Source organism: Mycobacterium sp., assembly GCF_035653355.1.
Taxonomy (GTDB): Bacteria; Actinomycetota; Actinomycetes; order Mycobacteriales; family Mycobacteriaceae; genus Mycobacterium.
Genome location: NZ_DASRBZ010000447.1, coordinates 1 through 10,803, shown reverse-complemented (window position 1 = coordinate 10,803; position 10,803 = coordinate 1). Strand labels below are relative to the sequence as shown.

Genomic DNA, 10,803 nt, shown 5'->3' with positions numbered 1-10,803 from the left:
AGCAGTTGGCCGCAGGGGAATCGATCGGCGCGGTCGTTTTCGACCCGGATTACGTCGTCAACGGCGACATCGCCGACATCGTCGTCGCAGCCAACGGTGACAAGCTCACCCGCTGGACCGCTTTCACCGCCGAACCGGTCGCGACGATGGACCCTACCCGCAGGCTCGCCCGTGTCACGCCGCAAAGCAGTGTCCCCTGCGGCACTGACCCCGGCATCGCCGACATGGCGGCGATCCTGCTGGCCGTCGAACAGATCGGCGCAGCCAGCCGCTGTTTCGAGTTGACCGTCGACTACACCAAAGAGCGGGTGCAGTTCGGCCGGCCGATCGGCAGCTTCCAGGCGCTCAAACACCGGATGGCCGACCTGTATGTCGCGGTGCAGGCCGCCCGCGCCGTGGTCAACGATGCGATCACCGAGCCGTCGGCCACCGCCGCTGCCCTGGCCCGCGTCGCTGCGAGCGAAGCGTTCAGCAGGGTGGCCGCCGAGGGCATCCAGCTGCATGGCGGAATCGCGATCACCTGGGAACACGACATGCACCTGTACTTCAAACGCGCGCACGGCACTTCTCAGCTGCTCGGCCAGCCGCGCGAACACCTGCGCCGGCTCCAGCCGGAAGTGTTGAATAGCAACACGTGAACGCTTCTGTCGCACTGCGGGCCGGGATACCGCCGTTCTATGTGATGGATGTGTGGTTAGCGGCAGCCGAACGCCAGCGCACGCACGGCGACCTGGTGAACCTATCGGCGGGCCAACCGAGCGCGGGAGCGCCGGCGCCGGTGCGCGCCGCTGCCAAAGCGGCGTTGGACAGCAGCCCGTTGGGTTACACGGTCGCGCTCGGCATTCCGGAACTCCGTACGGCGATCGCGCAGAGATACCTGCCGCGGCATGGCATCACCGTCGAGCCCGACGATGTCATCATCACCACCGGCTCGTCGGGCGGCTTCCTACTCGCGTTCCTGGCGTGCTTTGACGTCGGCGACCGCGTCGTGGTCACCAGCCCTGGCTACCCGTGTTACCGAAACATCCTGTCCGCTTTGGGATGCGAGGTGGTGGACCTGCCATGTGGCCCCGATACCCGCTTCCAGCCGACCGTACAAATGTTGGCGGCGCTCGACCCGCCGCCGCGCGGTGTCGTCGTGGCCAGCCCGGCCAACCCGACCGGTACCGTCATCCCACCGGCGGAGCTGGCGGCGATCGCATCGTGGTGCGAGGACTCCGGTGTGCAGCTGGTCAGCGACGAGGTCTACCACGGCCTGGTTTACGAAGGCGCACCGGAGACCAGTTGCGCCTGGCAAACCTCCCGGAAAGCATTGGTGGTCAACAGCTTCTCCAAGTACTTCGCAATGACGGGGTGGCGGTTGGGCTGGCTGCTGGTGCCGCCGGAGCTGCGCCGCGCGGTGGACTGTCTGACGGGCAACTTCACCATCTGCCCACCGGTGCTGGCACAGCATGCAGCGGTCGCGGCGTTTACGCCGGAGTCGATCGCCGAAGCAGACGGTCATCTCCATCAGTACGCGGTCAACCGTCGGCTGCTGTTGGATGGCTTGCGGCAGATCGGGATTGACCGGCTTGCTCCTACTGACGGCGCGTTTTACGTCTACGCCGACGTGTCGGACTACACCACGGACTCGCTGCAGTTTTGCGAGAAGTTGTTGGCCGACACAGGGGTTGCGATTGCACCTGGCATCGACTTCGACACCGTTCGGGGTGGATCGTTTGTCCGCGTATCGTTCGCCGGGCCGACGTCAGACATCGAGGAGGCGCTGCGCCGTATCGGTCCGTGGCTGCGTTAAACCGCCGACGGAACCAGTTCGGCGTGGACCGTGCGTCCGTACTTGCGCCGCATCAGCCGATGCACCAACGGCACCACGACGCCGTGTAGCACGGGGTACTTGCGCCGCAGGAGCCGGCCAACTGCCTGGTACTCGGCGCCGTCCAGGAGCCGCACTCGGCCCGGTTGCATCGGCCCGGTCGGCTTACCCGATGCCGTCCCCGGCCCGAATTCGACGTTCGGATTGCGCCGTAGCCGGCGCACTTTGACTGCCCGCTCGAAACTGCGGAAGTAAGCGCGGTCGCCGTCAACCACGATGCTCACCGGACTGGTGCCGGGAGTGCCGTCCTTGCGAAAAGTGGTCAGCCTGATGGTCTTCTGCCGCACGAACGCAGCAAGCCTCGGATCGGTTGCGGTGGCGACGCTGCCGAGAACATAGCCGAGTTGACGCAGACGCAGCACGAACGCGGCGACCAGCGCCACCGAGACCACACCAAGCACCCATGCTTGTGCGGGCGAACCGCCGAGGTCGAGGTCCGTCACATGGTTCACCGTGTGGACGGTGTTCGCCACGATGAATCCGGCAAGCGCGGTAGCCAATGCGTCGGCCCAGATGAGCGCGAGCAGCAACATAACACCGAGCCCCAGCTGGAACGCGCCAATGTCGTGCAGAAAATGCTGGTGCGCTTCAAATCCCACGGATTGCGCGAAAGATCCAGGATCGGCCAGACACCAGATCCCGATCACGATATTGGCCAGGCCGACGACGGCCGTCACCGTGACCAGATATACGCGCGCTGCCTTGTTCAGCGGTTTCATCGTTACGCCTCCCTTGATTTCTCGCCGTCATCAGCTAGACGGGACAGCACGCCGATGTGTGACATAAGTGGTGGCGAAAACACGACGAGCAGACGCAGAAGTCCCCGACACGCTGGCGAAATGGGCTTTTGCGTTGGTTCGACAGAATGTCAGAGCCAGGTGTCCTGGGTGGTGGTGGTGAGAAACGCTTCCAAGTCGTCGCGCCACTGCGCGGGCGTGTTCTTCTCGGGCTCGATGCCGGTGTACTCACCGCGGTAGAACAACAGCGGCCGCGGTTTGGTCTTGGGTACCTCCGAAAGAGAGTGCACCGCACCGAACACCACGAAGTGATCTCCCCCGTCGTGCACCGACGCCACCGTGCAGTCGATGTGTGCCAGTGCGCCGTCGATGACGGGTGAGCCGAGTTCGGAAGGGTGCCAGTCGATCCCGGCGAACTTGTCCGGCTCCTTCGAGCCGAACCGCGCCGAGACGTGCTGTTGCTTCTCGTGCAGGATGTTGACGCAGAACTTTCCGCTGGCCTCGATGGCCTGCCAGGTCCGCGACACTTTGGTGGGGCAGAACAGTACCAGCGGTGGATCGAGCGATAATGCGGCGAAGGATTGGCATGCGAAGCCCGCTGGGGCGTCGTCGTGCATGGTGGTGATGATCGTGATGCCGGTGCAGAACTGACCGAGCACCTGCCGGAAGGTGCGCGAGTCAATCGGCGCGGCTGTCATTATTGCCCGCGCGCGCCGACCGTGAAGTCGTGGCCCCACAGGCTGACCGCCGTGCTCTCCCGGGCGATCCAGTCGTGGTCATCGACTTGTCTTCCCTCGCAACCGAATTCGACGTCGAATCCGCCGGGCGTCTTCATATAGAAGGACAGCATCAGGTCGTTGACGTGCCGGCCCAGGGTAGCCGACATCGGCACCTTGCGCCGCAGCGCCCGGTCCAGACACAGCCCGACGTCGTCGGCGTTTTCGACTTCGACCATCAGATGCACGATGCCGCTCGGAGTCGGCACCGGCAGAAACGCCAGGCTGTGGTGGCGCGGGTTGCAGCCGAAGAACCGCAGCCAGGCCGGCGGCCCGTCAGCAGGGCGGCCTACCAGCTGCGGCGGTAGCCGCATCGAGTCACGCAACTTGAAGCCGAGCACATCCCGGTAGAAGTGCAACGCTTCGCCGTCGTCGCGGGTGGACAGCACCACATGGCCAAGGCCCTGCTCGCCGGTGACGAACTTGTGCCCGTACGGGCTGACCACCCGGCGGTGCTCGAGTGCGGCGCCGTGAAAGACCTCCAGGCAGTTACCGGAGGGGTCGGAGAATTGGATCATCTCGTCGACGCGCCGTTCCGCCAGTTCGGCCGCGGTGGCTTCCTTGTACGGCACACCCTCGACGTCGAGCCGCTTCCGGATTTCCTGCAGCCCTTCGGCGTTCGCGCATTCCCAGCCGGCCGCGGCCAGCCTGTCATGCTCGCCGGGCACGATCACCAGCCGGGCCGGGAAATCGTCCATCCGCAGATACAGGGCTCCCTCGGTGGTTCCAGAGCCCTCGACCATGCCGAGAACCTTCAGACCGTACTCCCGCCACGCGGCCACGTCGGTGGCCTCGATGCGCAGATAGCCCAATGACCGGATGCTCATCTCGCACCTCCGAGGAAGTCAATCGTCAGCTTGTTGAACTCGTCGAATTTCTCGACCTGCGCCCAATGTCCACATTGCCCGAAAACGTGCAGCTGTACACGCGGAATCGTCTTCAGCGCCACCAATGCGCCGTCGAGCGGGTTGACCCGGTCCTCACGGCCCCAAATCAGCAGCACCGGCTGGCGCAGCCGGTACACCTCGCGCCACATCATGCCGGCCTCGAAATCCGCCCCGGCGAACGACTTTCCCATCGCCATGGTTGCCGCCAGCGACTCCGGGGTGCTGGCCAGCGCATACCGCGCCTCGACCAGCTCCGGGGTGATGAGGTTCTTGTCGTAGACCATGACACGCAGAAAAGCCTCAAGGTTTTCCCGGGTGGGTTCCATGGCGAACTTGTTGAGCCGCTTGACCCCTTCGGTGGGGTCGGGTGCGAACAGGTTCACGCTCAAGCCCCCCGGGCCCATCAGCACCAGCCGCCCCGCCCGATCCGGGTAGTCGAGCGCGAACCGGACTGCGGTACCGCCGCCCAGTGAGTTGCCGACCAGCGGCACCCGCTCCAGGCCAAGCTCGTCGAACAAGCCCTTGAGAGCTGTTGCGGCGTAACGATTGAACTGCGGATGCTCGGTGCGCTTGTCGGAGTGGCCGTAGCCGGGCTGGTCGACCGCCAGCACATGAAAGTGCTGGGCGAACACCGCAATGTTGCGGGAGAAATTCGTCCAGCTCGACGCCCCGGGACCGCCGCCGTGCAGCAACACGACAGTCTGCGGATTGCCGACACCGGCCTCGTGGTAGTGCAGTTTCAACGGCCCGTCGACGTCTACCTCCACATAGCGCGAGGTCGCCTCGAAGGTCAGCTCCTCAGTGGTGGTCATCAGACCATCGTGTCGCCGGGCGGCAGCCCGAACTCGTGGTTTCCGAAGATGACGTAGGCCCGCTCGGGGTCGTTGGCCGCGTGCACCCGTCCGGCGTGGGCGTCGCGCCAGAACCGTTGGATGGGAGCGGTGTTGGCCAGCGCGGTGGCACCGGAGGCTTCGAACAGCCGGTCGATCGAGGCGATCGCGCGGCCGGTGGCGCGCACCTGGTCGCGGCGGGCGCGGGCCCGCAGCGCGAACGGGATTTCCTTGCCCGCCGCCAGCAGCGCGTACTCGTCGCCGACGTTGCCGATCAGCTGGTGCCACGCCGCGTCGATGTCGCTGGCCGCCTCAGCGATGCGCACTTTGGCGAAGGGGTCGTCTTTAGCCTTCTCACCGGCGAACGCCGCACGCACCCGCTTGCCCTGATGCTCCACATGCGCCTCGTAGGCGCCGTATGCCATACCGACGATCGGCGCCGTGATGGTGGTGGGATGCATTGTGCCCCAAGGCATCTTGTACACAGGCGCGGTGTTGGTCTGCAGCCCGCCGGCGGTGTGGTCGTTCATCGCCTTGTACGACAAGAACCGGTGTCGCGGCACGAAGACGTCCTTGACGTGAAGCGTGTTGCTGCCCGTTCCGCGCAGCCCGACGACGTGCCAGACGTCCTCGATCTGGTATTCGCTGCGCGGGATCAAGAAGCTGCCGAAGTCCACCGGCCGACCGTCTTTGATCACCGGGCCGCCGACGAACGTCCAACTCGCGTGGTCACATCCCGACGACCAGTTCCACGAACCGTTGACCAGGTAGCCGCCGTCGACCACGGTGCCCGCGCCCATCGGCGCGTACGAGGACGAGATCCGCACGTTGGTGTCCTCGCCCCAAACCTCTTCCTGGGCCTTCTGGTCGAACAGCGCGAGATGCCAGTTGTGCACGCCGACGATCGATCCGACCCAACCGGTGGAGCCGCAGGCGCTGGCCAGCCGGCGAGCCGCCTCGTAGAACAGCGTCGGGTCGCATTCCAGGCCATCCCACTGCTTGGGCTGCAGCAACCTGAAGAAACCGATTTCCTGAAGCTCGCTCACCGTCGCGTCCGGCAACCGGCGCAGGTCTTCGGTTTCCTGTGCCCGTTGCCGCAACTTCGGCAGCAGTTCGTCGATGCCGTCTAGGACCGACTGAGCGTCGCGTTGTTCAATGGACGTCACAGGTTCCTCCTGGATGCTTATTTAAATCAGAGACTAGAACACGTTCCGATTTGTGTCGAGCAGGGTATTCCTGCGGCTGGTAGCGCCGGGAAACGACTTTTCTGTAACCTGTTCTAGTTATGTCAGAAGAGAAAGCCGGGACCGTGGCCGACGAAGTTCCCGACGAGCCCCTCGGCAGCCACGTGCTGGAACTGCAGGTCGCCGATGTGATCGCCGAGACCGACGAGGCGCGCTCGCTGGTGTTCGCCGTGCCCGACGGCGCCGACATTCCGGCAGAGCGGCTGCGCTATGCGCCCGGCCAATTCCTGACCCTGCGCATCCCCAGCGACCGCACTGGGTCGGTGGCCCGCTGTTACTCGCTGTGCAGCTCGCCGTTCGTCGACGAGGCGCTGACCGTCACCGTCAAGCGAGACAAAGACGGCTACGCATCGAACTGGCTGTGCGACCACGCCCACCCGGGCATGCGGATTCACGTGCTGGCTCCGTCGGGCACTTTCGTGCCCAAGACCCTCGACGACGATTTCCTGTTGTTGGCCGCGGGCAGCGGGATCACACCGATCATGTCGATCTGCAAGTCGGCGCTCTCCGAGGGCAGCGGACAGGTGGTGCTGGTCTACGCCAACCGCGACGACCGCTCGGTCATCTTCGGCGATGCGTTGCGGGAGTTGGCCGCCAAATACCCCGACCGGCTGACCGTGGTGCATTGGCTGGAGTCGCTGCAGGGGCTGCCCAGCGCGGCGGCGCTGGCGAAACTGGCCGCCCCCTACACCGACCGCGAGGCGTTCATCTGCGGGCCGGCCCCGTTCATGCAGGCCGTGCGCGACGCCTTGGAATCACTGAGCGTGCCAGCGCAGCGCATCCACCTGGAGGTGTTCCGCTCGCTGGACACCGATCCGTTCGCTGCGGTGACGATCGAAGACTCCGGTGACGAACCGCCGGCCACGGCGGTGGTGCACCTCGACGGCGAGACGCACACCGTGTCGTGGCCTCGCGGCGCCAAGCTGCTCGACGTGTTGCTGGACCGCGGGCTGGACGCACCGTTTTCGTGCCGGGAAGGTCACTGCGGGGCGTGCGCCTGCACGTTGCGTAGCGGCAAGGTCAACATGGAAGTCAACGACGTGCTCGAGCAGCAAGATCTCGAGGAAGGGCTCATCTTGGCCTGCCAGTCGCGCCCGGAGTCCGATTCGGTCGAAGTCACCTACGACGAGTAGCCGCGGGCGTTAAATTCTGCAGGGTCGGCGGGACGGGAAGGGAACGAAAGCGCGATGAAGCGGCTGGTGGCGGCATTGGCGGGCGCCGGGCTGGTGATGGCGTTGACGCCCCCTCTGGTCGGCAGGGCGGCAAGCAACACCGCCACCACGTTGTTTCCTCTTGACGACGGGACTCAGTTAGAGACGTTCGCCCGGCTCGACTGCCATCCCGTGATCGGCAGCTGCGACTTCACCGTCGGGGCGGACCGCCGGGCAGCCGACGGAGTGACCGGGTTCCCGTCCGATTTGTGGTCGCGGCAAAGCACCCAGATCCGGCCGACCGACCGGCTGGCATATCTGGACGTCCACGCCAGTGCCCAATTCGACAGGGTCCACAAAGAGGGCGGGTCCGATGAAGTAACCACAATCTACTTAGGCGAAGGCCCGCCGGAGAAGTATCAGACCACCGGCCGGATCGACTCGACGGACTGGCGGACCGGGCAACCGCGCACCGACGAGAAAGTCATCATGTGCACGCACATCCAGGTGGTCTACAGCGGGGTGAACATCACCTCGCCCAGCACCTGCGCGCAGGCCGGGTTTTCCTGACGGGTTCTGCATCGAGATTGCGCCCAGGGTTGCTATTCGGCGAAAACCACGACCGTCAGCGCAATTTCGGCGGGGCGAACGCCTAGCGCGGCAGGCCGAGCAACCGTTCGGCGGCCAGCGTGAGCAGGATCTGCTCGGTGCCGCCGGCGATCGTCAGGCAGCGGGTGTTGAGGAAGTCGTGCACCACAGCGTCTTCGACCACACCGGCGCCCTCGGAAACGTCCATCCGGTACTCGGCCAGCGCCTGCCGATAGCGCACGCCGATCAGCTTGCGGACGCTGGACTGCGCGCCGGGATCCTTGCCCCCGACCGCGAGCTCGGCGATGCGCTGGTCGAGCAGCGCGCCGGTTTGGGCGGCGACGATCAACCGCGCCAGCTGGTCTTGACGGGCCGCGTCAAGGTGCTGATCGGCCACCGCGGCAAGCAGCTCTTCCATCGGGTTGCCCAGCGCGGTGCCGGTGGCCATCGCGACTCGCTCGTTGGCCAGCGTGGTGCGGGCCAACCGCCAGCCGTCGTTGACCGCGCCGACGACCATCTCGTCGGGCACGAACACGTCCTCGAGAAAGACCTCGTTGAACAGGGCGTCGCCGGTGATCTCCCGCAGTGGCCGGATCACGATGCCGGGCGAGCTCATATCGACCAGGAAGTAGGTGATGCCCTTGTGTTTCGGCGCGTCGGGGTCCGTGCGGGCCAAGCACACTCCCCATTGCGCTTTGTGCGCCGACGACGTCCACACCTTTTGCCCGGTCAGCTTCCAGCCGCCCTCGGCGCGCACCGCCTTGGTACGCAGCGACGCCAGATCGGAGCCAGCCCCGGGCTCGGAAAACAGTTGGCACCAAAAGATTTCGCCGCGCAAGGTCGCGGGCACGAAGCGCTCGATCTGCTCGGAGGTGCCGTGTTCGAGGATCGTCGGCACTGCCCACCAACCGATCACCAGGTCCGGCCGCTCGACACCGGCCGCCGACATTTCCTGGTCGATCAGCAGCTGCTCGGCCGGTGAGGCGGCGCGGCCGTAGGGCGCCGGCCAATGCGGGGCCAGCAGGCCGGCCTCGGCCAGGGCAGCCTGCCGTTTCTCCTTGGGGAGTGCGGCGATCTCGGCGACCGTTGCAGCGATTTGCGGTCGCAGGTGAGCGACGTCGCCGAGGTCGACGCTCAGGTGGCGACGAACTCCGGTTTGGGTCAGTGCCGCGGTGCGGCGCAGCCACCGCACCGAGCCGCCGAGGAACTGGCCGATGCCGTAAGCCCGTCGCAAGTAGAGGTGCGCGTCGTGTTCCCAGGTGATGCCGATGCCGCCGAGCACCTGGATGCAGTCTTTGACGTTGGCTTTGGCGGCGTCGATGCCGATGCTGGCGGCGATGGCCGCGGCGATCGACAACTGCTCGGGGTCGGGGTCGGCGGCGGCGTGCGCGGCGTCGGCGGCGGCCACCGCGACTTGTTCTGCGCGGCAAAGCATTTCGGCGCAGATGTGCTTGATCGCCTGGAAGCTGCCGATCGGCTTGCCGAACTGCTCGCGCACTTTGGCGTATTCGACGGCGGTGTCCAGCGCCCACCGCGTCACGCCGGCCGCCTCGGCGGCCAGCACGGTGGCGGCCAGATCTTCGACCCGGTCCGGTGGCACGTCGAGCACGGCCGCGGGTGCCGAGGTCAGCACCACACGCGCCAACGGGCGGGAGAAGTCGGTCGGCGTCAGCGGCTCGACGTTCACGCCGTCGTCGGCGGTGTCGACAAGCAGCCACTTGTCGTTGGCCGGCACCAGTAACAGGCCGCCGTCCGTCGCTCCGAGCGCCCACGGCACGCTGCCCGAGGCGCGGGAAGCGGTGTCGAGGTGGACGTCGCCGTTCAGCGCCACCCCGGCCACGCGTTCGCCGGATGCCAGCAGGCCACGCAGTTCGGGATCGGAGACCACCAGCGTGGCCAGCGCCGTCGTCGCCACCGGCCCGGGCACCAAGGCCTTCGCGGCCTCATCGACCATCGCGCAGAGGTCCTCGATGCGTCCACCCGCGCCGCCGCAGTCCTCGGGAATCGCTACACCGAACAAGCCCAGGTCGGCCAGGCCGTCGTAAACGGGCCGCCAGGCCTCCGGCTTGCCCTGCTCGATGTCGCGAACCGCGGCGGTCGTTCCCGCGCTGGCAGCCCAATCGCGCACCAACTCACGCGCCGCGAACTGTTCGTCGGTGATGGTGGATGGCACGTTGAGGCTCCTCAGTTGACTAGAACGTGTTCTAATAGTGCCAGCGATCAACAGTCAAGTCGACCGCCATCGCAGCAGCACACGACGGTGTACCCGCCGCCCGGAGGTGAGCAATCGACGCTTCGCATGCGTATCGTTTTCAGCGAGACCGCCACAAGAAGGAGCTGCTCGTCCCATGTCCACTGACACGTCGGGGTCAGCGAACACCAATTCGGGTCGCGCGTCGAGCGCGCAACCTCGCGAGGTCATGAACGTGGCGGTACTTGCTGAATCCGAGCTGGGCTCCGAGGCGCAGCGTGAGCGGCGCAAGCGCATCCTGGACGCGACGATGGCGATCGCGTCCAAGGGCGGCTACGAGGCAGTTCAGATGCGCGCGGTGGCCGACCGGGCTGACGTGGCAGTGGGCACGCTGTACCGGTATTTCCCGTCGAAGGTCCATCTGCTGGTCTCGGCGCTGGGCCGAGAGTTCGAACGTATCGATGCCAAGACCGACCGTTCCACCCTGACCGGCGGCACCCCCTACCAGCGGCTGAACTTCATGGTC

Annotated in this window: 11 protein-coding genes; 5 read left to right on the top strand and 6 right to left on the bottom strand. The window is 66.0% G+C overall.

Going from position 1 to position 10,803, the window contains the following annotated elements; translation table 11 throughout:
• Positions 1-638: acyl-CoA dehydrogenase family protein (locus VFA16_RS15450; RefSeq protein WP_324968663.1), on the top strand; the 638-nt coding region annotated here is incomplete at its 5' end.
• Positions 635-1,795, top strand: coding sequence for a pyridoxal phosphate-dependent aminotransferase (locus VFA16_RS15445; protein ID WP_324968662.1), 1,161 nt, complete (start codon positions 635-637; stop codon positions 1,793-1,795). The genes VFA16_RS15450 and VFA16_RS15445, both read left to right, overlap by 4 nt.
• Here VFA16_RS15445 and VFA16_RS15440 read toward each other — a convergent pair.
• The 5 genes from VFA16_RS15440 to hsaA all read right to left on the bottom strand — a co-directional run bounded on the left by VFA16_RS15440 (position 1,792) and on the right by hsaA (position 6,269).
• Entirely contained in the window at positions 1,792-2,592 is an 801-nt protein-coding gene (locus tag VFA16_RS15440; protein WP_324968661.1) for a PPOX class F420-dependent oxidoreductase, read from the bottom strand. The genes VFA16_RS15445 and VFA16_RS15440 overlap by 4 nt on opposite strands.
• A gap of 149 nt (positions 2,593-2,741) precedes the next feature.
• Entirely contained in the window at positions 2,742-3,308 is a 567-nt protein-coding gene (gene hsaB, locus VFA16_RS15435) for a 3-hydroxy-9,10-secoandrosta-1,3,5(10)-triene-9,17-dione monooxygenase reductase subunit (RefSeq protein WP_324968660.1), read from the bottom strand.
• A complete protein-coding gene (hsaC, locus tag VFA16_RS15430) occupies positions 3,308-4,213 on the bottom strand; it encodes an iron-dependent extradiol dioxygenase HsaC (RefSeq protein WP_324968659.1) in 906 nt (301 codons plus the stop codon). Before hsaC ends, hsaB begins: the two co-directional genes overlap by 1 nt.
• Positions 4,210-5,085, bottom strand: a complete 876-nt coding sequence (gene hsaD / locus VFA16_RS15425) for a 4,5:9,10-diseco-3-hydroxy-5,9,17-trioxoandrosta-1(10),2-diene-4-oate hydrolase (protein WP_324968658.1) — start codon at positions 5,083-5,085, stop codon at positions 4,210-4,212. Before hsaD ends, hsaC begins: the two co-directional genes overlap by 4 nt.
• A complete protein-coding gene (gene hsaA / locus VFA16_RS15420) occupies positions 5,085-6,269 on the bottom strand; it encodes a 3-hydroxy-9,10-secoandrosta-1,3,5(10)-triene-9,17-dione monooxygenase oxygenase subunit (RefSeq protein ID WP_324968657.1) in 1,185 nt (394 codons plus the stop codon). The genes hsaD and hsaA overlap by 1 nt, the downstream gene beginning before the upstream one ends.
• A 119-nt stretch (positions 6,270-6,388) precedes the next feature.
• Here hsaA and VFA16_RS15415 point away from each other — a divergent pair, with 119 nt between their 5' ends.
• Entirely contained in the window at positions 6,389-7,480 is a 1,092-nt protein-coding gene (locus VFA16_RS15415; protein WP_414687736.1) for a 2Fe-2S iron-sulfur cluster-binding protein, read from the top strand.
• Positions 7,481-7,576: 96 nt separating this feature from the next.
• A complete protein-coding gene (locus VFA16_RS15410; RefSeq protein WP_324968665.1) occupies positions 7,577-8,068 on the top strand; it encodes a hypothetical protein in 492 nt (163 codons plus the stop codon).
• 82 nt (positions 8,069-8,150) lie between these two features.
• Here VFA16_RS15410 and VFA16_RS15405 read toward each other — a convergent pair whose 3' ends face one another.
• Positions 8,151-10,259, bottom strand: a complete 2,109-nt coding sequence (locus VFA16_RS15405; RefSeq protein ID WP_324968656.1) for an acyl-CoA dehydrogenase — start codon at positions 10,257-10,259, stop codon at positions 8,151-8,153.
• A gap of 253 nt (positions 10,260-10,512) precedes the next feature.
• On the opposite strand from VFA16_RS15405, the gene VFA16_RS15400 reads away from it, so the two are divergent.
• Positions 10,513-10,803, top strand: a 291-nt coding sequence (locus tag VFA16_RS15400; RefSeq protein ID WP_324968664.1) for a TetR family transcriptional regulator, incomplete at its 3' end; no start/stop codon positions are given.

What these genes read in the sequence shown, in the direction of transcription:
- VFA16_RS15440 (WP_324968661.1), bottom strand. Translation starts at nt 2,592, where the DNA reads ATGAAACCGCTGAACAAGGCAGCGCGCGTATATCTGGTCACGGTGACG.
- hsaB (WP_324968660.1), bottom strand. Translation starts at nt 3,308, where the DNA reads ATGACAGCCGCGCCGATTGACTCGCGCACCTTCCGGCAGGTGCTCGGT.
- hsaC (WP_324968659.1), bottom strand. Translation starts at nt 4,213, where the DNA reads ATGAGCATCCGGTCATTGGGCTATCTGCGCATCGAGGCCACCGACGTG.
- hsaD (WP_324968658.1), bottom strand. Translation starts at nt 5,085, where the DNA reads ATGACCACCACTGAGGAGCTGACCTTCGAGGCGACCTCGCGCTATGTG.
- VFA16_RS15415 (WP_414687736.1), top strand. Translation starts at nt 6,389, where the DNA reads ATGTCAGAAGAGAAAGCCGGGACCGTGGCCGACGAAGTTCCCGACGAG.
- VFA16_RS15410 (WP_324968665.1), top strand. Translation starts at nt 7,577, where the DNA reads ATGGCGTTGACGCCCCCTCTGGTCGGCAGGGCGGCAAGCAACACCGCC.